Source organism: Rhizobium mesosinicum (assembly GCF_019511345.1).
In the GTDB taxonomy this organism is placed as follows: Bacteria; Pseudomonadota; Alphaproteobacteria; order Rhizobiales; family Rhizobiaceae; genus Rhizobium; species Rhizobium mesosinicum.
Window position 1 is genome coordinate 257,995 of the sequence record NZ_JAEUAK010000007.1, and the last position, 19,645, is coordinate 277,639.

19 protein-coding genes and 1 pseudogene are annotated in these 19,645 nt (G+C 60.4%); 15 read left to right on the forward strand and 5 right to left on the reverse strand.

Translation table 11 applies throughout. From position 1 onward, the window contains the following. Positions 1-193 precede the first annotated feature (193 nt). The 8 genes from JNB85_RS19830 to JNB85_RS19865 are packed head-to-tail and all read left to right on the forward strand — an operon-like array spanning position 194 to position 8,308. Complete coding sequence (locus JNB85_RS19830; protein WP_220336039.1) at positions 194-1,054, forward strand: transketolase; 861 nt, start codon at positions 194-196, stop codon at positions 1,052-1,054. Then, a complete protein-coding gene (locus JNB85_RS19835) occupies positions 1,054-2,040 on the forward strand; it encodes a transketolase family protein (protein ID WP_220336011.1) in 987 nt (328 codons plus the stop codon). The genes JNB85_RS19830 and JNB85_RS19835 overlap by 1 nt, the downstream gene beginning before the upstream one ends. After that, positions 2,040-3,341 carry an aspartate aminotransferase family protein gene (locus tag JNB85_RS19840; RefSeq protein ID WP_220336012.1) on the forward strand — a complete coding sequence of 434 codons (1,302 nt, stop codon included), beginning with the start codon at positions 2,040-2,042 and terminating at the stop codon, positions 3,339-3,341. Before JNB85_RS19835 ends, JNB85_RS19840 begins: the two co-directional genes overlap by 1 nt. Positions 3,342-3,374: 33 nt before the next feature. Beyond that, positions 3,375-4,406, forward strand: coding sequence for an ABC transporter substrate-binding protein (locus tag JNB85_RS19845; RefSeq protein WP_220336013.1), 1,032 nt, complete (start codon positions 3,375-3,377; stop codon positions 4,404-4,406). 14 nt (positions 4,407-4,420) lie between these two features. Next, entirely contained in the window at positions 4,421-5,467 is a 1,047-nt protein-coding gene (locus JNB85_RS19850; protein WP_220336014.1) for an ABC transporter substrate-binding protein, read from the forward strand. Next, positions 5,452-6,738, forward strand: a complete 1,287-nt coding sequence (locus JNB85_RS19855) for an ABC transporter permease (RefSeq protein WP_220336015.1) — start codon at positions 5,452-5,454, stop codon at positions 6,736-6,738. Before JNB85_RS19850 ends, JNB85_RS19855 begins: the two co-directional genes overlap by 16 nt. Positions 6,739-6,741: 3 nt before the next feature. Next, positions 6,742-7,542 (forward strand): ABC transporter permease, encoded by an 801-nt coding sequence (locus tag JNB85_RS19860; RefSeq protein WP_220336016.1) that lies wholly within the window; start codon positions 6,742-6,744, stop codon positions 7,540-7,542. A 16-nt stretch (positions 7,543-7,558) separates the two neighbouring features. Then, complete coding sequence (locus tag JNB85_RS19865; protein WP_220336017.1) at positions 7,559-8,308, forward strand: SDR family NAD(P)-dependent oxidoreductase; 750 nt, start codon at positions 7,559-7,561, stop codon at positions 8,306-8,308. 18 nt (positions 8,309-8,326) lie between these two features. Here JNB85_RS19865 and JNB85_RS19870 read toward each other — a convergent pair whose 3' ends face one another. Continuing rightward, positions 8,327-9,004: a GntR family transcriptional regulator gene (locus JNB85_RS19870; protein WP_220336018.1), complete on the reverse strand. Its 678-nt coding sequence runs from the start codon at positions 9,002-9,004 to the stop codon at positions 8,327-8,329. Between the two features lie 180 nt (positions 9,005-9,184). Between JNB85_RS19870 and JNB85_RS19875 the strand changes: the two genes are divergently transcribed. The 5 genes and pseudogenes from JNB85_RS19875 to JNB85_RS19895 form a co-directional block, all read left to right on the forward strand. Then, a complete protein-coding gene (locus JNB85_RS19875) occupies positions 9,185-10,549 on the forward strand; it encodes an aminotransferase (RefSeq protein ID WP_220336019.1) in 1,365 nt (454 codons plus the stop codon). Between the two features lie 9 nt (positions 10,550-10,558). After that, positions 10,559-11,995, forward strand: coding sequence for an amidase (locus JNB85_RS19880; RefSeq protein WP_220336020.1), 1,437 nt, complete (start codon positions 10,559-10,561; stop codon positions 11,993-11,995). Positions 11,996-12,023: 28 nt separating this feature from the next. After that, positions 12,024-13,106: an ABC transporter ATP-binding protein gene (locus JNB85_RS19885; protein WP_220336021.1), complete on the forward strand. Its 1,083-nt coding sequence runs from the start codon at positions 12,024-12,026 to the stop codon at positions 13,104-13,106. Between the two features lie 17 nt (positions 13,107-13,123). Further along, positions 13,124-14,605 carry an NAD-dependent succinate-semialdehyde dehydrogenase gene (locus tag JNB85_RS19890; RefSeq protein ID WP_223216542.1) on the forward strand — a complete coding sequence of 494 codons (1,482 nt, stop codon included), beginning with the start codon at positions 13,124-13,126 and terminating at the stop codon, positions 14,603-14,605. Between the two features lies 1 nt (position 14,606). Further along, positions 14,607-15,092, forward strand: a pseudogene (locus tag JNB85_RS19895) (arginase family protein); the annotation flags it as partial. On the opposite strand, the gene JNB85_RS19900 reads toward JNB85_RS19895, so the two are convergent. The 3 genes from JNB85_RS19900 to JNB85_RS19910 form a co-directional block, all read right to left on the reverse strand. Continuing rightward, positions 15,092-15,580, reverse strand: coding sequence for an AraC family transcriptional regulator (locus JNB85_RS19900; protein WP_223216543.1), 489 nt, complete (start codon positions 15,578-15,580; stop codon positions 15,092-15,094). The pseudogene JNB85_RS19895 and the gene JNB85_RS19900 sit on opposite strands and share 1 nt — an antisense overlap. 416 nt (positions 15,581-15,996) lie before the next feature. After that, the gene (locus tag JNB85_RS19905; protein ID WP_338050338.1) at positions 15,997-16,617 is read right to left on the reverse strand and encodes an NADPH-dependent F420 reductase; all 621 of its coding nucleotides are present in this window, start codon (positions 16,615-16,617) and stop codon (positions 15,997-15,999) included. A gap of 2 nt (positions 16,618-16,619) precedes the next feature. Then, on the reverse strand, positions 16,620-17,516 hold the full coding sequence (locus JNB85_RS19910; RefSeq protein ID WP_220336023.1) for a pirin family protein: 897 nt from the start codon (positions 17,514-17,516) through the stop codon (positions 16,620-16,622). A gap of 100 nt (positions 17,517-17,616) precedes the next feature. On the opposite strand from JNB85_RS19910, the gene JNB85_RS19915 reads away from it, so the two are divergent. Beyond that, entirely contained in the window at positions 17,617-18,531 is a 915-nt protein-coding gene (locus JNB85_RS19915; protein ID WP_135856626.1) for a LysR family transcriptional regulator, read from the forward strand. Between the two features lie 237 nt (positions 18,532-18,768). On the opposite strand, the gene JNB85_RS19920 is transcribed toward JNB85_RS19915, so the two are convergent. Beyond that, positions 18,769-19,065, reverse strand: a complete 297-nt coding sequence (locus JNB85_RS19920) for a helix-turn-helix domain-containing protein (protein WP_220336024.1) — start codon at positions 19,063-19,065, stop codon at positions 18,769-18,771. A 36-nt stretch (positions 19,066-19,101) separates the two neighbouring features. On the opposite strand from JNB85_RS19920, the gene JNB85_RS19925 reads away from it, so the two are divergent. Then, a partial coding sequence (locus JNB85_RS19925) for a LysR family transcriptional regulator (protein ID WP_220336025.1) occupies positions 19,102-19,645 on the forward strand: 544 nt, incomplete at its 3' end.

Consider the following 19,645-nt stretch of genomic DNA (forward strand, 5'->3'; position numbering starts at 1 on the left):
CAACATCTGCTTTTTCACCATTCGATAAAAGCTGCATAATTTGATCTGTTACGTTCGATTTTATCGACCTGTCACGTTGTCAAAAAATCCATGTTGCCTTTGTCTCGATTCTCTATATCTTATAACTTATAAGTTAGGGAACAACGGGAGTATATCCGTGACAGTGTTAAATATTTATGGCGGCCATCCAACGATGGGCCGCGACGATGACCCATTGTCTGAAGCCAGGGTGGAGCTTTTGCGCGAACGCGCCCAGTTCGTCCGGCTTGAGACGATTCGGCTGATCTCGATCGCCAAGGTAGGTCACTACACCTCGGTGTTTTCGTGCGCCGAGATATTCGCGGCGCTCTACTATGACGTGATGAACATCAGAAAGGGCGAGCCCGCCTGGCCGGACCGTGACCGGTTTCTGATGGGGAAGGGTCATGCCGCTGTCGGATTGTTCCCTATCCTCGCCGACCTCGGCTTCTTCGATCCGAGCTGGCTGGACACCTATACCCGTCTTGGAAGCCCGCTTGGCGATCACCCTGACATGACGAAGGTGCCGGGCGTGGACTTCAGTTCCGGTTCGATCGGTCATGCCCTCTCAAACGGCGTCGGAATGCTTCTCGGCGCGCGCTTCCAGAAGCGGGACTTCAACGCGTTCGTACTTCTAGGGGACGGTGAAATGCAGGAGGGCCAGGTCTGGGAGGCCGCGCTTTCCGCTTCCAGTCACGGCCTCTCCAACCTCGTCGCTATCGTCGACCGAAACGGTTACCAGCTCGATGGAAAAGTTGACGATGTCCTCGCCGTGGAACCGCTGGACGAGAAGTGGCGGGCTTTTGGATGGGAGGTCCACACCGTCGACGGGCACGACGTCCATGCCCTCACGACGCTTCTCCGGCAGGTGAAGGCGGACACCGGGCGGACCAGGCCCTGCTGCATCATAGCGCAGACGGTGAAGGGCAAGGGCATCGATTACATGGAGACCGAGCCCGGTTGGCACCTCGGGTATCTCGGCGCGGAAGACGAAGACAACGCCCGCGAAACCATTCTCAACACGGTGATTTCCTAATGAACCAGCTGATTTCCAAGGACTCGTGGCAATACCGCGAACTGAACCGTCGCGCACCGTCGCTGCCGACGCTGTCGAACGCGCTGATCGAGCTGGCAGAAGCCGGCCATCCGGTAATGGCCGGAACAGCCGACCTCCAGTACTCGAATGGCCTGAACGAGTTCGCCAGGCGTTTTCCCGAGAGGTTCGTGCAGTTCGGCATCTCCGAGCAGAACATGGTCTCGGCAGCCGCCGGAATGGCGACGACCGGAGTCATTCCCTACGTTGCCACGTTCGCCTCGTTCCTGGCTCTTCTCTGCTGCGAGCAAATCCGGATGGACGTCGCCTACTGCAAGCAGCCTGTCCGTCTCATCGGTCACCACACAGGCATCTCGCTTGGGTTCTATGGCACGTCCCATCACGCGACCGAAGACATCGCGATCACCAGGAGCATCGCCAATCTCGCTGTCGTTTCCACGGCGGACGGACCCGCACTGGCGGCCGCCCTCAAGGCGACGGTCGATTACCCTCTTCCGATTTACTTCCGTATCCACCGCGGTCACGATCCTGTCGTGTACGAAAACGGCGTGGACTTCCAGCTCGGGAAGGCCGTGGTTCACGGGATCGGCGACGACGTCACCATTATCGCCGCGGGCTACCCGGTCCACGGTGCGAAAAAGGCGATGGAGGAGCTCAGCGCCGCCGGTCATTCCGTGGGCCTGATCGACATGCACTCGATCAAGCCTCTGGACGAGGAAGCCATCATAGAGGCATCGGCGCGCTCGAAAATCATCCTCACTGTCGAAGAACACAACATCCTCGGCGGTCTGGGTGGCGCTGTTGCCGAGGTTCTCGCAGAGAAGGGGAAAGGGGCCCGCCTCGTACGTCACGGCATCCGGGACGAGTACAGCCTGATCGCTCCGCCCACGCACCTCTACAGGCACTACCGCCTCGACGCCGACGGGATCCGCGCGGTGGTTCTCGAAAACATCGGGGGAGCGGCTTGATGGCAAGCAACAACGAGCTGATCGCAAGCCGCGCCGAGGCGGTTATACCCGGCGGTCTTCTCAGCCCCAGCCGACGCCTCGGATCGCCGATCGCGTTTGCCAGGGCCGATGGCCCGTACCTGTACGATGCCGATGGCACCCGATACACCGACTACCACTGCGCCTTCGGTGCAAACGTTCTCGGGCACAGAAATCCCGCGATCTCCCGGGCCATTGCTAGAGTCGGCGAGAGCCTTGATCTGGTCGGGGCCGGAGTTCTCGAACTTGAGGTCGAGGTCGCCGAGCTCCTCGTGAAGGCCATTCCATGCGCCGACCAGGTCGCCTTCTGCAGCAGCGGATCGGAAGCCACGTATCACGCCCTGCGCCTGGCCCGCGCCTATACCGGGCGCAAGCAGATCATCAAGTTCCAGGGCGGCTACCACGGCTGGCATGACTACGTCGCAATGAACGGGCAGTCCAGCCGGCAGATGATCGACGCTTTCGACCCCATGTCCGACGGTATCCTGTACGACGCGGCACGTTACACCAAGATACTTCCCTACAACGACGCCACGGCGGTGGAGGAATACATCCGGGCCAATCCGGGCGAGGTGGCCGCTGTCATCATCGAGCCGATCGCGCACAACATGGGAGCGGTCGTCGCTCAGAACCAGTTCCTGCGCGATCTGAGGAGGATCACCTCCGAAAACGGCGTGATCCTGATCTTCGACGAGGTGATCACCGGGTTCCGGCACGCTCTCGGCGGATACCAGTCGATCGTCGGCATCACGCCCGACCTCGCCACCTTCGGCAAGGCTGCCACCAGCGGCTATCCGATCGGGTTGGTTGCCGGCCGGCGGGACATCATGGAACGCGTGGGCCGGACCGGCGAGGGAGCGGTCTTCATGGGAGGTACCTTCAACGGCACCCCTTCCTCTATGGCCGCCGTCAAGGCCACCGTCCAGGAGTTGTCGAAGCCGGGCGTCTACGACCGCCTTTTCGACTTCGGCAGCTATCTCCGCAAGCAGATCGACGAAATCATCGCGCGGCACGGCATCAGGGCCCAGACCGCGGGCTTCGGTTCCGTCTGGCTCGTGTACTTCTTCGAGGGCGAGTTCAAGGAGTATGCCGACCTCCTACGGAACGACAACGAGCTCGACATGCGGTTCCGCCGGGCCCTGATCACGGGCCGGCAGATTTTCCAGCCCCTCCAGCTCAAGCGCCTCTACCTGTCGCTCAGTCACGATCAAACGGTGTTGGACGACACCCTCGAGCTCATCGACGCCACCATGGCTGATCTTGCGAGGTCAGCCGCCGCATAACGACAAAACCTTATCTCAAAAAAAGGGGAACCAATGAGAAACCGGTTTATAACATTGATGGCCACGGTCGCTTGCCTCGCGGCGGCGACACCGACACTCGCCCGCGATCTCACGGTCGTTGGCTTCGGCGGCGCAACTCAGGAGGCTATGCGCGAGACGCTCTTCAAGCCTTACGAAAAGAAGTCCGGCGCGCCTCTTCTCGAGGAGTCGTACACGGGAGGCATCGCCAAGGTGAAGGCGATGGTGGAGACCGGCACGACGACGTGGGACGTCGTGCAGATGGACGAGAACGAGATGATCCTGGCGTGCGACCAGGGCCTTCTCGAGACGTTCGACTGGAAGAGCCTGCCGAATTCAGCAGACATCATCGGTCCGGCCAAGTCGGACTGCGGGGTGGGGGCCTTTGTCTGGTCGAAAATCCTCGCATATGACGGGGACAAGACCACCGGCGTCACATCCTGGGCGGACTTCTGGGACGTCAAGAAGTGGCCGGGCAAGCGCGGACTGCGCAAACAGGCTCGCATGACGATCGAGATCGCGCTGCTCGCCGAAGGGGTGAAGCCTGAGGAACTGTACAAGGTCCTGGCGACGAAGGAAGGGCAGGACAGGGCATTCGCCAAGCTCGATCAGTTGAAGCCTAACATCCAGTGGTGGGAGAGCGGCGCGCAGCCGATGGAATGGCTCGCCTCGGGCGAGGTCACGATGACTTCCGCCTACAACGGCCGCGTCATCGCCGCCAACCAGCAGGGCAAGCATTTCAGGATGTCCTGGACCAACCAGCTTTACGCGATGGACTTCTGGGCCATCCCCAAGGGCGGGAACAGTGACAAGGCTTTCGACCTTGTCGCGTATATGACCAGCCCAGAGCCCCAGAAAGCATTTGCGGAAAAGATGGTCTACGGCGTCACCAACGCGAGGGCGACGTCCAGCATTTCCGCAGATATCGCACCGCAGCTGCCGACAGCCGAAAAGAACATGGCCGGTGCGCTCGCGTTGAGCACGCCGTTCTGGGTGGATCACGAAGAGGAGCTGCAGCAGCGGTTCAATAGGTGGGTGGCACAATGAGGAGGAGAGGTCTCATGCACTATCGCGATTTCATTGGGGCGCTGGTTTTGCTCGCCGGCCTTGGCGTCTCGTCGATGAGCCTGGCCGAACCCGGCAAGCTGACCGTTGTGGGAGCGGGCGGCGTTCTCCAGGACGCGGAGCGGAAGGCGTTTTTCGAGCCCTTCGCCAAGTCGTCCGGCATCGCAGTCACCGAGGATTCCTATTCGGGCCAGATGGCGAAGGTCCGTGCTATGGTCGCTAGCGGCAGCGTCTCCTGGGACGTCATGCAGGTCGAGCAGAACACTTTGCTTTCCGGGTGCGCGGAAGGGCTGTTCGAGGAGCTCGACTGGAGCAAGATCGCCAACAGGGACGACTTCATTCCCGAAGCCTACAGTGACTGCGGCGTGGGAGCTTTCGTGTGGTCGATGGTACCCAGCTATGACAGGTCCAAAACCGCCGACGGGCCGCAGAACTGGGCGGATTTCTGGGACATGAAGAAGTGGCCCGGGAAGAGGGGTTTTCGCCAGACAGCCAAGATGACGCTCGAAATCGCCCTTCTGGCCGACGGGGTGTCTCCGGGTGAGGTCTACAAGGTCCTCGCGACGAAAGCCGGACAGGACCGCGCATTCGCGAAGCTCGACCGGATCAAGGGCGACATCATCTGGTGGACGTCCGGGGCCGAATCCCTGGAACGTCTCGCGGCGGGTGACGTGGTCGCCACCGCGACATTTAACGGCCGCGTGACCGCCGCCAACGCTTCCGGCAAGAACTTCGCCCTCATCTGGGATGGCCAGGTCTACGGTATCGACTACTGGGGCATCGTGAAGGGAAGCTCGAACCGCGAGAACGCGCAGAAGTTCATCGCCTTCGCAGCTTCGGACGCGGCCCAGTCTGCATTCCCGCAGTATATCGCGTATGGGGTGACCAACAAGAAAGCCATACAGAGCATCAAGCCGGAACTGGCAAAAGACCTCCCGACGACGGAGGAAAACCTTAAGTCCGCAGTCGGGCTGAACACCGAGTTCTGGGCGGATAACGGCGAGGCCCTAGAGGCGAGGTTCGCGACATGGCGGGCTCAGTGATCTCCGGCATCATGGTACGGCAGCCTTCGGAGGCTGCCGCCGGCCGGCCGGAGCGCGCTTCCGCGCTGGCGGCCGGGTTCCGCGCCGATCGAAGACGGCAGACAATGATCTCCCTTGCCTTGATCGGACCTCTTGTCGCCTTCATCGTATTCGCATTCGTCCTCCCGCTTGGCACAATGCTCTTCTATGCGGTCAGCAACCCCGAGGTCCGCGGCGCTCTTCCCCGAACGCTGGAGGCCCTGCGGGCATGGGACGGGCAATCCGATCCGCCTTCGTCGGCCTTCGACGCGCTCGTGGCGGACATACGGTCCGACGTTCAGCCGAATGTCCTGGCGGAAGCGGGCCGTCGGTTGAACTACGAGATCACCGGGTTCCGTAGCCTCCTGGCGAAGACGGTGAGAAACGCCAAAAGCGCCGAGATAACCTCCGGCCGGGAATACCTGGTCGGCGTCGACGATCAATGGAAGGATCCCTCCTACTGGCGAGCGATCCAGCGCAATGGCTCACCGCTGACTGCCTTCTACCTGCTGTCGGCGGTCGACCTCAGGCCGGGAGACGACGGAGGTATCAAACTCGCCCCTCCGGAGGAGCGGCTGTTTCTTTCCACCCTCGCACGCACGCTGACCATAAGTGGATTCGTCACGGTCATCTGCGTCCTGCTGGCGTACCCGATCGCGAATGCCGTCGTGGCCGTGGGCGGGCGCTTCTCCGCCATCATGCTGGCCTGTGTCCTGCTGCCCTTCTGGACCTCGCTTCTGGTGCGGACGAGCGCGTGGATCGTGATCCTACAGAAAGAGGGAATAGTGAACCGCGCGCTGCAGGCGGCGGGACTGACCAACGCGCCGCTTGAGCTCGTGTTCAACAGGACCGGGCTTTACATAGCGATGGTACACATCCTGCTGCCGTTCATGGTCCTGCCGCTCGTGAGCGTTATGAAAGGCATTCCACCGTCATTCGTGCGCGCATCATCCTCCCTCGGCGCTGGCCCCGTCACCACGTTTCTGCGGGTCTACCTCCCGTTGACGCTGCCGGGCGTGGGAGCAGGATGTCTCCTGACGTTCATCATCGCGGCCGGATATTACGTAACGCCGACGCTCGTCGGCGGCGCGTCGGACCAGATGCTCAGCTACTTCGTGGCGTTCTACGCCAACACCACCATCAACTGGGGCATGTCCGCGGCTCTTGGAGTCTTGCTTCTGAGCTGTATCCTCGCCCTTTACATCATCGTCGGCAAGATCGTGGGCATCGGCCGTATCGTGGGAATGGAGTGAGCCGTGCCTTCAAGCATCCGACGCCTGCAGATAGCGTTCTGCATCCTGGCCATGGTCTTCCTGATCGGTCCGACGCTGGCCATCATTCCGATCTCCTTCAGCTCTGCCAATTTCCTGTCATATCCACTGCCCGGGTTTTCGCTGCAGTGGTATTACAAGATACTCCAGCCACAGCCCTGGATGTCGGCGTTGATGAACAGCCTTCTCATCGGGGCAGGAGCGACCGTCGTTGCCAGTGCCCTTGGGACGATCGCGGCTCTCGGCCTGTCGAGAGGATATCTGCCTGCCAGATCGACGATCCTCGCGGTCGTTATCTCTCCGATGATCGTTCCGGTGGTCATCAGCGGGGTTGGGATGTACTTCTTCTTTGCCAAGCTCGGCCTGGTGGCGTCCTTCCTCGGCCTCGTTCTGGCTCACGCGGTTCTGGCGGTTCCCTTCGTCGTGATCACGGTTACGGCGACCCTCAAGAACTTCGACACGAACCTCGTACGCGCAGCGGCCAGTCTGGGGGCGACCCCCTTCCACGCGTTCCGGACCGTCACGCTTCCGCTGATCGCGCCTGGCGTCATATCGGGAGCGCTCTTCGCCTTTGTGTTCTCCTTCGACGAGGTGGTCGTGGCGCTGTTCATCAGCGGTCCAGGCCAGCGGACGCTGCCCCGCCAGATGTTCGACGGCCTCAGAGATAACATCGACCCCTCTATCCTCGCGATGTCGACTCTGCTCGTCATCGTTTCGGCTGCCCTTATGGGTTTCGGGGCATTCGTTCAACACCGCGCGGCCGCCAACAAGTCCCCGGTCGACTAATGGGAGTATTTCAGGAATGATCATCGTTACAGGTTCTACACACGGTATCGGCCGGGCTTGCGTGGAAGTACTGGCCGCAGCCGGTAAACAGGTCCTCGCCACAGGTAGGGATCACGCCGCGGGAGAGGCACTGGCCGCCGCTAATCCGGGTGTTATCTTCATTCCGGGCGACGTAAGCCGGGAAAGCGACTGCGAGCTCGTCGTGCATAAGGCGTTGGAGCTGGGGGGCGGAAGGCTTTCCGGCCTCGTCAACAACGCGGGCATGTCCAGGCGCATTTCGTTCGCGGAGGCCAGCCAGTCGGACTGGGACGAGGTGCTCGCAGTAAACGCCCGCAGCGCTTTCCTTTTTACGAGGCATGCTCTCGAGGGGCTGCGGAAGGGGCGCGGGTCTGTCGTCAACATCGCCAGCATCGCGGGCAAGACCGGAGAGGAGGGGCTCGCTGTCTACTGCGCCTCCAAGGCGGCCGTGATCGGCATGACCGAGGCGCTGGCACTCGAATTCGGGGAGGAAGTCCGGTTCAACGCCGTCTGCCCCGGTCAGATCGCCACACGCATGATGGATAAGATCATGGCGGACCCGCTGCGCAAAAAACAGCTTGAACTTCGAATACCCGCCAACCGCTTCGGCACTCCCGAAGAGGTCGCAGATGTCGTCGCATGGCTGCTCTCCGAGCAGTCGACGTATGTGAACGGAACAGTGATCACAGTCGATGGCGGCGAGACGGCGGGCTTGCGCACGCCGCGTGTTGCCGAAGTTGCAAACTAAAGTCCAAGTTGACGGGGGCTACGCTAGCTCGCGTTCTTCAAAATACCGCAGGAAGCTTGTGGACGCTCGCGCAATATCGTTTTCGATCGCCGCCCGAGCCCTCTTCTTGTCTTTTAACCGGAGAGCGTCCAGGAGGTGCTCATGCTCTTCCGCGCCAACGTAATCGTGCGGGATTTCGCGATAATACACGTTCAAGATGGGGCCCATCGACACCCACATTGTCTCAATTTGGGCGATGAGCATCGGCATTTTAGAAAGGCGATAGACGCCGAAATGGAAAGACCTGTTCGCCGATCTTGCAGCCTCAAAGTCATCAGATTTCTCGCTCGCGACAAAAGCGTCGTGGGAGTTTTTTAGCTGCTGGATATCTGCCGCTGACACATTCTCTGTTGCCAGTTCAGCAGCGAGTCCCTCAAGAGCAGTGCGTATGACTTTTATTTGGACATAGCGGTCCCGACTAAGTTCAGGGACGATGACAAATCGACCCGAACGAAGTTCAAATGCCTGCTCACTAACCAGACGCAGGCACGCCTCGCGCACCGGGGTGACACTGGTGCCGAGCTTCTCCGCGAGCTCTTGCATCAAAAGCCGTTCGCCAGGAGCAAAACTCCCTACAATCAGACCCTCACGAAGCTTCGCGTAGATCCTTGCCGACAGGCTCCCCATCTCCCCTGGCTGCATGTCTATCACACTCATCGTCTTAGCCCCTAATCCTACTCTCGCGGTCCTGGCCGGACGCTTCGTTTAATCACTTATATCTTATACCGGCGCGATGCACTCCAGATGACGAATTTTATCCAAAAGCGATAACAACGGTTGCCAAATTCATCTGATAACTTATAAGTTATAAAATGCAAGAACACATTGGAGGCTGTCGTGCTTAATTCGCTCAGGTCACGCGATATGGCGTACCACTTTCACTCGCAGACCAATCCCCGTCGCCAAGAAGCTGACGGCCCGCTGATGATATCCAGGGGAGAGGGATGTTACGTTCTCGACGAACTCGGGAACCGCTACCTTGAGGGTATGGGAGGGCTGTGGTGCGCATCGCTCGGCTTCGAGAATGACCGTCTGGCGGAGCTGGCGGCGGCCCAGATGAAGAAGCTCGCCACCTACCACACCTTCAACCACCGCTCCAACGACCCGTGCGCGGACGTTGTCGAGCAGATCGCGGAACTATCCCCGATCCCGGGCAGCAGGGTGTTCCTGGTCAATTCCGGCTCGGAGGCCAATGACACGATGGTCAAGCTCGCCTGGTACTACAACATCGCGCGCGGGAAGCCGTCCAAACGAAAAATCATCAGCCGCAAGGGCGCTTTCCACGGTAGCACCGTGATGGGGGCGGCTCTGGGTGGCCTGCCGCATATGCATGAGAGCTTCAACCTTCCTAGCCTCAACGTCGTCTACGCGGGAAAGCCCCATTTCTACAAGAACGCTCTGCCCGACGAAACAGAGGAGGCTTATTGCAACCGGCTGATAGACGATCTCGAGACGCTGATCGCTTCCGAAGGTGCCGACACCATCGCCGCGATGATCGCCGAGCCGATCATGGGCGCGGGCGGCGTCGTCTCTCCTCCGGCGGATTACTTCCCCCGTGTCCGCGAAGTTCTGACCCGGAACGACATCCTGCTACTCTCCGACGAAGTCGTCTGCGGCTTCGGCCGTAGCGGAAACTGGTTCGGATGCGAGACGTTCGGGTTCGTTCCGGACATGATGTCCATCGCCAAGGGGCTCTCGTCCGGTTACATGCCGATCGCCGCTGCCGTGATCGGCGATCACGTCTACCAGGCCATAGCCGACGAAGCGGACCGTATCGGCGTCTTCGGTCACGGCTTCACGTATTCGGGACACCCGGTGACCGCGGCCGTGGCTGCCGAAGTCCTCCGCATATACCGCGAGATGGATATCCCCGCCCGCGCCCGCGAACTCGGCGGCCACCTGTTCGGCAAGCTCGAAGCAACGATCGCGGATCACCCCATGGTCGGCGAAATCCGGGGCGCGGGTTTTCTCGCGGGAATCGAACTGGTTGCGGACAGGTCCACGAGAACCCCTTTCGATCCCGCCCTGAAGGTGGGAGCGCTCGTCGAACGGCGCTGCCGCGCACACAGTGTCATGATCCGCAACATGGGGGACGTGATCTCCGTCTGCCCGCCGTTCGTCATGACGAAGTCCCAGGTCGGGGAACTGGTCGATGGAATCGCTGCGGCTCTCGACGACGCTTCGGCCGAACTGGGTAAGTGAGCGATGGCCATGGACGAATTCGCAGACCTCGATTTGACTGCCCAGGCCGCATTGGTCAAATCCGGAGATGTTACCGCGTCGGAACTCCTTGAGGCGGCCATACGCCGCGCGGAGCTAGTGAACCCGAAGGTGAACGCCATCATCAGGCCACTCCACGAAGAGGCGCGGGCCGAGGCGGGAAACGCCTCTCCGGACACCGCCTTCGCCGGAGCGCCCTTTCTTGTAAAAGACCTCTACTGCCACATGGCGGGTATACCCACCTCGGGCGCATCGGAAATCACCAAAGACTTCATACCGCAGCATGACAGCGAACTGATGCGCAGATACCGCAACGCGGGCCTCAGTACGTTCGGGAAAACGAACCTCTGCGAGTTCGGCACGCTGGGGACCACTGAGCCCAGGTTGTTCGGTGCCACGCTCAACCCATGGGACACGTCCCGTTCGAGCGGAGGTTCGAGCGGCGGAGCAGGGGCAGCCGTGGCTGCAGGGATCGTCCCGGCCGCTCACGGTGGCGACGGTGCGGGATCGATCCGTATCCCCGCTTCGTGCTGCGGCCTGTTCGGCCTCAAGCCCTCAAGGGGAAGAATAAGCCTCGGCCCGGACCTCGGTGACAGCACCGGCGGCATCGTGAACGAGCACGTCCTTTCGAGAACCGTGCGCGACAGCGCCGCCTTGCTCGACGCGACACGGGGTGCGATGGCTGGGGACCCGTACACGGCTCCCCCTCCGGAGATCGACTACGTGCAGGCACTCCAGTCCTCCCCCCGCAGACTGAGGATCGCTCTCACGACGGAGTCCCTGCTCGGCACCCATGTCGATCCTGACTGTATCGCCGCAACGGTCTCGACGGCCAGGCTCTGCGAGAGCCTTGGGCACGAGGTGGTCGAAGCCCGCCCGCACCTGGATGCCGAGACCTATAGGACCTACTACAAGCGCTTCTGGGCGATGACTGCTACACGCGCAATCACCGCTCTTGCCCGTAGCAGGAACGTTCCTGCCGAGACACTTGCCGGGAAAGTGGAGACTTTCAACCAGTACCTGTTCGCGGTTGGATCAAGGATCACGGCGGCGGACTACCTCGTGGACCTGAACTGGTTCCACGGTGTAGGCCGGACCGTCGCGAGCTTCCTCGGCGATTTCGACATCTGGCTGACGCCCACCCTGGGGTCGCCCCCACCCGTTCTAGGGCACTTCGACGCCGACACGCATGGTGGCGAGGAGGTGATGGAGCGCTTTCTCCAGTTCCTCGCGTTCACCACCTTCGCGAACATGGCGGGTCTACCCTCCATGAGCGTCCCGCTTGCCTGGACGGCCGGAGGACTGCCCGTGGGAACACAGTTTACCGGACGCTTCAACGATGAGGAAACGCTTTTCCGGCTCGCCGCGCAGCTCGAGGAAGCTCGGCCCTGGTCGGGCAAGCGACCTCCCATCTTCGCAACGGCATAAGCGCAACGGCACAAAAAGGGGAACCGCTATGTCATCAGCAAGTTACGTCGAATTCATAAACGTCGACAAGAGCTACGACGGCCGCAATCTGGTTGTGGACAACCTCAACCTTTCGATCGCTCAGGGTGAGTTCCTGACGATGCTCGGGCCTTCGGGGTCGGGCAAGACCACAAGTCTCATGATGCTCGCTGGGTTCGAGGCTCCGAGCGGCGGACACATCCGCATCGCCGGCCGCTCGCTTGAGTCCGTGCCACCGCATCGCAGGAACATCGGCATGGTGTTCCAGAATTACGCACTGTTTCCGCACATGACCGTCGCGGAGAACCTGGAGTACCCGTTGCGGGTACGCAAGATGCCGAAGGCCGAGCGGACCGAGCGGGTGCGGCGGGTTCTCGACGTGGTACAGATGGCGGCGCTTGGCGAGCGGAAGCCCGCGCAGCTTTCCGGCGGACAGCAGCAGCGCATCGCCCTCGCGCGTGCCATCGTGTTCGAGCCTGACGTGGTCCTGATGGACGAGCCTCTCGGGGCTCTGGACAAGAACCTCCGCGAGCATCTGCAGCTCGAGATCAAGCACCTACACGAACGCCTTGGCATAACCGTGGTTTATGTAACGCACGACCAGTCGGAGGCATTGACGATGTCGGACCGGGTCGCCGTGTTCAACGCAGGGAAGATCGAACAGCTGGCTCCGCCGGCCGAGTTGTACGAACGCCCCGCGACCTCTTTCGTCTCGGGTTTCATCGGCGAAAACAACCGTATCGTCGGCGAGATATCCGGGCGTGCCGGAGAAGACTATGCAGTCGAGACAGACACGGGTCACCGGATGTACGTCCGCAGCAGCCTTTCATTCAAGGAGCGGCAAAGGGTCCTCGTATCCGTACGTCCGGAGCGGGTGAAGCTCGATCCGGCTGAAGCATGCCCCAACACGTTTGGCGGTACGGTCGAGGAGGTCATCTACCTCGGAGACCACAAGCGGGTTCATGTCAGACTCAACGAGACATCGACGGTCGTCGCCAAGGTGCCGAACGTCGGGGCGAATATCGACATCAGGCCGTCCCAGTCACTTTCCCTCGGCTGGAACAGCGATGACGCCGTGCTGATCCCGGCCTAATTTCAGGACAATTAACGATGACCATCTTTCGAGACCTCGGGCTCCGGGAGCCGGAACTGCTGCGTGACCGCGCCTTCGTGGCGGGAACATGGGTCGAATCCCCCTCCGATGGACGCATCACAGTGAACGATCCATTCGACGGTAGCGAGATCGCTGACCTGCCGAGCCTCGGGGTTGATGCCGTGCGTCTCGCCATCGACGTGGCGCACCGGGAACAGAAGGCGTGGGCTGCCCGACCGGCGAGGGAACGGGCGACCGTGCTGAAGAAGTGGTTCGACCTGATCGTGGAAAATTGCGATGACCTGGCGCTCATATTGACGCGGGAGCAGGGGAAGCCGTTGAGCGAAGCGAGGGGGGAAATCCTCGCCAACGCCAACTACATCGAGTGGTTTGCCGAGGAAGCCAAGCGGGTTGACGGCGATGTCATAGCGGCTCCGCTTTCGGAACAGCGCCACCTCGTCCTCAAGCAGCCTGTGGGTACCTGTGCGGCGATCACTCCCTGGAATTTCCCGAACGGAATGATCACCAGGAAAGCCGGTCCCGCCTTCGCCGCGGGTTGTAGCATGGTACTCAAGCCGGCGTCGCAGACGCCTTTGTCCGCGCTTGCCCTCGCATACCTCGCCCAGAAGGCGGGCATCCCCGACGGCCTCTTCTCGGTTGTCACCGGGCCCGCCAGAGCCATTGGGGAGGAGTTCTGCTCCAACCCCAAGATCGCGAAGATCAGCTTCACGGGATCGACCGAGGTAGGCCGATGGTTGATGGAGCGGGGAGCGGCACAGATCAAGCGGCTCTCGCTCGAACTGGGCGGCAACGCTCCTTTCATCGTATTCGATGACGCGGATGTAGACATCGCCGTCGAGGGCGCTATCGCCTCGAAGTTCCGCAATGCCGGCCAGACATGTGTCTGCGCCAACAGGCTGTACGTGCAGGAAGGAATCCTGCCGGCCTTTTCCGCGGCCCTCGCGAAGCGTGTGAGTGAGTTCAGGCTGGGTAACGGTAGCGACCCGGGCACCAGGCAGGGGCCTCTTATCGACGGCAAAGCGGTCGCGAAAATCGAAGAGCACATAGAGGACGCCTTGTCGAAGGGGGCGGTGGTGCTCACGGGCGGGCGCAGAAGCGAACTCGGGGGGAACTTCTTCGAGCCGACGGTCATGACGGGAGTCACGCAGCAGATGAAGGTCGCCAAGGAAGAGACCTTCGCGCCGCTTGCGCCCCTGATTTCCTTCAGCTCAGAAAGTGAGGTCGTCGCCATGGCCAACGACACGGAATACGGACTTGCCTCGTATTTTTTCACGAAGGACTACGCGCGCGTCTGGCGGATGGCGGAGGCCCTCGAGGCGGGTATGGTCGGCGTCAACACGGGCCTGATCGGTAGCGAGGCAGCCCCCTTCGGCGGCGTCAAGCAATCGGGACTTGGGCGGGAAGGGTCCAAGTACGGCATCTCCGAGTACCTTGAGATCAAGTACGTCTGCCTGGCAGGGATCGGACCGGCGGCTTGAGATGAAAGTGGTGTATTCGGAAGCTCATCGGGCCCATGTTGCGGGTGACGTGGTCGAGAACGGCGTCCTGCGCGCCAGCCGCGACGTTCCGGAACGTCTGGACGCGCTCCTCCGCGCTGCGGAGCGAGCAGGTTGCCACATCGTGGCGGCGTCCGATCACGGGCTTGATCCAATCTCCGCTGTCCATTCGGACGCTTATCTGGAGTTCCTATCTACCGCCTTTAGCGAGTGGAAAAACAGCGGTTTACCTGGACGGGTGTTCCCCTCGATGTTCCCGGCGGGAAGCGCGACCTACCGAGCTGACTGGTCCGTTGTCGCAAAGGCCGGATTTCATCTGCGGGACCAGATCACTCCGGTGGGCGAGGGTACGTGGCTTGCCGCTTATTGGGCAGCTCAGACTGCCGTCACTGCAGCGTATCTCGTGGCGGAGGGCGAGCACCGGGTCTACGCGCTTTGCCGTCCATCGGGTCATCACGCCGGGCGAGACTATGGAGGAGGCGCAACATACTTGAACAACGCCGCGATTGCCGCGCGGCGACTTGCCTCGGGGGGAAGCCTTACGACCGCGTCCAGTAGTGGCGCAGGCACGTCGCTGACAGCGATGCCGCGCTGCGGGGCTTCGTTGCGCAGTCCTCCGGGTACCGCAGCACTGACGACGTCGGCAATGGCGCCCGGATCCAGGTCGAGCCTCAGACAAAGATACGGCTTTTCGTGGGAGGCCTCCAGGATCTGTCCCGCGATTGGCAGATCAACGCTGACAATGAGAAACTTCATCGGCTCGTAGAGATAGACCTGATCTGCCAGTGTCGTCTGCTTTCGGCCCTGAGCAACGAAACAAACTGCCGGCTTGTGGAGGATTGGAACAGCCTCCGTAGGGGTCACGGAGCGGAGGATATGAACCCGCGGGACGACTGTTTCCGCCACGCCGTCTTTACGGCAATTATCGGCGAGGATACGCGCGAGACGTTCGATCATAAATCTTCTCAGGATGCATATGATGTGGAAACTGAGATAGCCGCGAAACTCGCGGCCATCAATCTCTTCAGTCGAGCTCCCAGGAGTACCGTCGTTCTTGTTGCCTTTTGCGTGCCCGAACGTACGAAGAGGCTGCGGGGGATGATGCGTCTGTACCCGGCCGGGCGGTGTTGGTCAGTATTTCGGTACGGGACCGGCCCGAAGCCGCAAGATGCTCATCAGGAAGGCGTTCGATGTCGTTTTTCATCCCCTTCGTGCGGCAGGACCGGATCATGTTGGCAAGGAATTCCATGTGTCGCTCCTCTGGTTTGTTCGATGGTCGTTGATCTCACAAATCCCGGGGGATGCGATATCATGATGACCCTGCGAAATTGCACGATCCTACTAAGCTGAGCAGAAGCGGCTTTCCGACCGGTTCAATCCTTCAGCAGGTTAAGAGCGACGAGCGGCTGCCCGAAATGCTGCAGCGAGCCAGAGGCCTTGAAGCTTCCAAGGTCAGAGGGTGCAAACCCCAGACGCGTGATAAGATCAGAGACCTTTTTGCTGGCGTCAGGAAAATTGCCCGACAGAAAGAGAACGCGCTTTCCGCTTGGTTTGACGGGATCGGCCGCAAGCACCGCGGCAGGCAGGGTATTGAAGGCCTTGACGAGCTCGGCGCCGGGGAAGAGATCGGCGACGATTTCCGACGACAGTCGGCCACCGAGGTCGCGGGGCTTGAAAGCGGGAAAATCAATGGCGTTCGTGGCGTCAACGATCGTGCGGCCGTCCCACGCAGCCTTTCTCCTAGCAATTTGGGGGACGGCGTCATAGGGGACAGCCAAAATAAGCACATCGGACTGAAGAGCATCGTCGAGCTCTACTGCCTTAATAGTGGTACCGGACTTGTCAGTGATGGACTGAAGCGAGGCTGGCCCGCGTGTATTGGCGATAACTGCGTCGACGCCAGCGGCATTAAACCGCTCGGCAAGTGCAGAGCCGATCGCCCCAGATCCGATGATTGCATAGGTGGTCATACTAGTTCTCCTTGTTTGAACGATTTTCAGTTGAAATTGTCGGGGAGGGGAATGAATTCATCGTCGCCTGGCACACCGGGAAACTGCCGTTCGCGCCACAAATCGGCGGCATGACGGATGCGATCCTGATCAGTGGCAACGAAATTCCAGCGGATAAACCGCCTTTCTGGAAGCGGTTCGCCGCCGAAGGCGAGAAAGCGGGCGGGCTCGCTTGCCCTCACAACGATTTCTGCGCCCGGTTTGAAGACGATAAGACGATCCGGGCCGTGCGTGCCTACTTGCCCCACGATCTCAATGGCGCCACCAACGACAAAAATGGCTCGTTCGATATGCTCGCCATCAATCCTATAACGAGCTCCAGCCTCAAGCTGGATTTCTGCGGAAAAAAGGTCGGAATACGTGGTGGCGGGGGAGCGCCGGCCATGAAGGCTGCCTGCGAGAAGCTTCATGTTGATGCCCTCGCCATTTACTGTCGGTAGTTCGCGAGCGCCGATATGCTGAAAATGAGGCGCAGCCTCTTCAGACCGCTTGGGAAGGGCGATCCAGCTCTGCAGTCCTGAAAGCCGTCCGCCGTCTTTGCGGATGTGCTCGGGAGTGCGCTCCGAATGGACAATTCCAGCGCCGGCGACCATAAGATTGACCTCGCCGGGGCTGATGGACTGCACGTAGCGCTCGCTATCACGGTGCAAAAGTTCGCCCTCTAGCAGGTAGGTGAGTGTCGAGAGACCGATATGGGGGTGAGGGCGGGTGTCGATACCTGCACCCGCATCGAACCGCACCGGGCCGAAGCTGTCCAGGAAGATGAACGGTCCAACCATCTGCCGCATGGCCGCAGGTAAGGCGCGTCTGACGGAGAACCCTCCGAGGTCCCGGGTCGATGGAAGAATGACCTGCTCAATATCAGCGTTCGACAAATAAGACATTGTCTGCTCCGGCGGTTGAATTTCGTTGAGATGAAGCTATTCCCACTGGACGTTTCGGAAAACTCAGATAATTTCGGCTGAAAGGATCGAGGAATTCGAAATGTCAGATCCCGGCCAGCCGACGCTGGATCAGCTCAAAGTGTTCATTACTGTTGTGGAAACAGGCAGCTTTGCCGCAGCGTCTCGCAAGCTCAATCGAGCGACATCGGTCATCAGCTATACGATTGCCAATCTCGAGGCGCAGCTGGGCGTCACGCTCTTCGATCGGCTATCGACAAAGAAACCGCAGCTGACGCTGGAGGGCAGGACCGTGCTTGCCGAGGCAAAAAGCGTTGCTCACGGTATCGATAATCTTCGAGCAAAGGTTAAGAGCATGCTCCGCGGGGTAGAGCCCGAGGTTCACTTGGCGCTCGATGTCATGCTGCCGGCGGCGCGGGTCATGGACACGCTCAAAGCATTTCGGAATGAATTCCCGAGCGTCTCGCTTCGGCTTTATGTCGAGGCATTGGGTGCGGTGACGCAGCTCGTGCTCAACCGAACCGCATCGGTAGGCGTCAGCGGCCCTCTTGATGTGGAGATTGCCGGGTTGGAACGTATCGGTGTTGGTTTTGTCAAGCTAATCCCCGTCGCTTCACCGGATCATCCGTTAGCTGGCGGATCTCATCCACCGGGCGCGGCGCGAGGACATATCCAATTGGTTCTGACCGACAGATCGCCTCTTACCCAAGGGCATGAGTTTGCCGTCGTCGGGAACCATACGTGGCGCCTCGCTGACCTTGGCGCCAAGCACATGCTGCTAAAAGAAGGCATTGGCTGGGGCAACATGCCCGAACCTATGGTAAGAGACGATATTGAAGCAGGGCGTCTGGTGCAGCTTGATCTTCCTGACTGCAAGGGCGGCCCTTACCGCCTCCAGGCTGTTTACCGAACGGACACACCTCCAGGACCGGCCGCCCGCTTTTTGATCGACCATTTCCAAAGCCAAGATGTCGATGATCCGATTGCGGCTGGTTAGACTTTTGGGAAGCGCGCGAGCGGCAAGTCTTGGTATGTCTATGGAGTACAGATCACCACCGTATCGCCGAGGCAATGCAAATGTTGCCGTCAACTAAGCGGCGTTTCCGCTTGGCTATCGTACGTTGTAAGGCGCTTAGCAGATCGGTCTCATGGGTCGAAGATTCGTACCCTTTCAAGAGCGCCAGATGTGGAACAACGGGCCTCGGGTTCTGCTCCCATCAAGGCGACCAAGCCTCTAATCGGACTCGGCTGATTTCATAATGGCGTAAGGATCGGCGCCGATCGCTCTACTCACCTTCACGAATTCTGCTGGATCAAGCCGCCGTTCGCCAAGCTCAAATTTCGAAACGAAAGTTTGCCGTTGGCCGATCCGCTGGCCTAGCTCGGCCTGGGTGACGTTTGCGGCTTTTCTGGCCGAAACGAGGGCGTCGATCATCCGCCCATAAACGATTGCGTGAAAAGAAGACAAGTTAGATCGCCAGTTGAAGAAAAAACCAGCGACCTCAATAAACCCGCTTTCGGGATACCCCAAAATAGGGTATAAATCGAAGGTAGAGAGGGAGAGGTCATGGAACTACGCCAGCTATCCTACTTCGTTGCGGTGGCAGAGGAGCTGCATTTCGGCAGAGCCGCAGCCAAGGTGAGTATCACCCAGCCTGGCCTGTCGGATGCAATCCTGGCACTGGAGAAGGAACTCGGCGTGCAGCTCTTCATCCGCTCGACCAGACGGGTGGAACTGACAAGGGCAGGGGCAGCCTTCTATGAGCGGTCGGTCAGGATCCTGAGTGAGGTCGACCTGTCGAGGGAGATCGCCCGCTCGGTCGGCGGAAGGTCGGCGCGCAGGATTGCGATCGGCACCGTCTATCCGGCCACGATCGGCGTGCTGCCGTCCTTCCTGTCGCGTATCGGCCGCAAATATCCTGACATCCGCATGCATATCGAAAGCGGCACTACCGATGACATCATCCGCCATATCGAGGCAGGTCGCATCAATCTCGGCTTCATCCGGCCGGTGGAGAATATCGGCTCGCTTCGCTTCTTCTCGATTGCCCATGAGCGCTACCTGCTGGCGGTGGCCAAGGAGAGCCCGCTGTCATTGAAGAGCGAGATCG

What these genes read in the sequence shown, in the direction of transcription:
- JNB85_RS19830 (WP_220336039.1), top strand. Translation starts at nt 194, where the DNA reads ATGGGCCGCGACGATGACCCATTGTCTGAAGCCAGGGTGGAGCTTTTG.
- JNB85_RS19835 (WP_220336011.1), top strand. Translation starts at nt 1,054, where the DNA reads ATGAACCAGCTGATTTCCAAGGACTCGTGGCAATACCGCGAACTGAAC.
- JNB85_RS19840 (WP_220336012.1), top strand. Translation starts at nt 2,040, where the DNA reads ATGGCAAGCAACAACGAGCTGATCGCAAGCCGCGCCGAGGCGGTTATA.
- JNB85_RS19845 (WP_220336013.1), top strand. Translation starts at nt 3,375, where the DNA reads ATGAGAAACCGGTTTATAACATTGATGGCCACGGTCGCTTGCCTCGCG.
- JNB85_RS19850 (WP_220336014.1), top strand. Translation starts at nt 4,421, where the DNA reads ATGCACTATCGCGATTTCATTGGGGCGCTGGTTTTGCTCGCCGGCCTT.
- JNB85_RS19855 (WP_220336015.1), top strand. Translation starts at nt 5,452, where the DNA reads ATGGCGGGCTCAGTGATCTCCGGCATCATGGTACGGCAGCCTTCGGAG.
- JNB85_RS19865 (WP_220336017.1), top strand. Translation starts at nt 7,559, where the DNA reads ATGATCATCGTTACAGGTTCTACACACGGTATCGGCCGGGCTTGCGTG.
- JNB85_RS19870 (WP_220336018.1), bottom strand. Translation starts at nt 9,004, where the DNA reads ATGAGTGTGATAGACATGCAGCCAGGGGAGATGGGGAGCCTGTCGGCA.
- JNB85_RS19880 (WP_220336020.1), top strand. Translation starts at nt 10,559, where the DNA reads ATGGACGAATTCGCAGACCTCGATTTGACTGCCCAGGCCGCATTGGTC.
- JNB85_RS19885 (WP_220336021.1), top strand. Translation starts at nt 12,024, where the DNA reads ATGTCATCAGCAAGTTACGTCGAATTCATAAACGTCGACAAGAGCTAC.
- JNB85_RS19890 (WP_223216542.1), top strand. Translation starts at nt 13,124, where the DNA reads ATGACCATCTTTCGAGACCTCGGGCTCCGGGAGCCGGAACTGCTGCGT.
- JNB85_RS19900 (WP_223216543.1), bottom strand. Translation starts at nt 15,580, where the DNA reads ATGATCGAACGTCTCGCGCGTATCCTCGCCGATAATTGCCGTAAAGAC.
- JNB85_RS19910 (WP_220336023.1), bottom strand. Translation starts at nt 17,516, where the DNA reads ATGTCTTATTTGTCGAACGCTGATATTGAGCAGGTCATTCTTCCATCG.
- JNB85_RS19915 (WP_135856626.1), top strand. Translation starts at nt 17,617, where the DNA reads ATGTCAGATCCCGGCCAGCCGACGCTGGATCAGCTCAAAGTGTTCATT.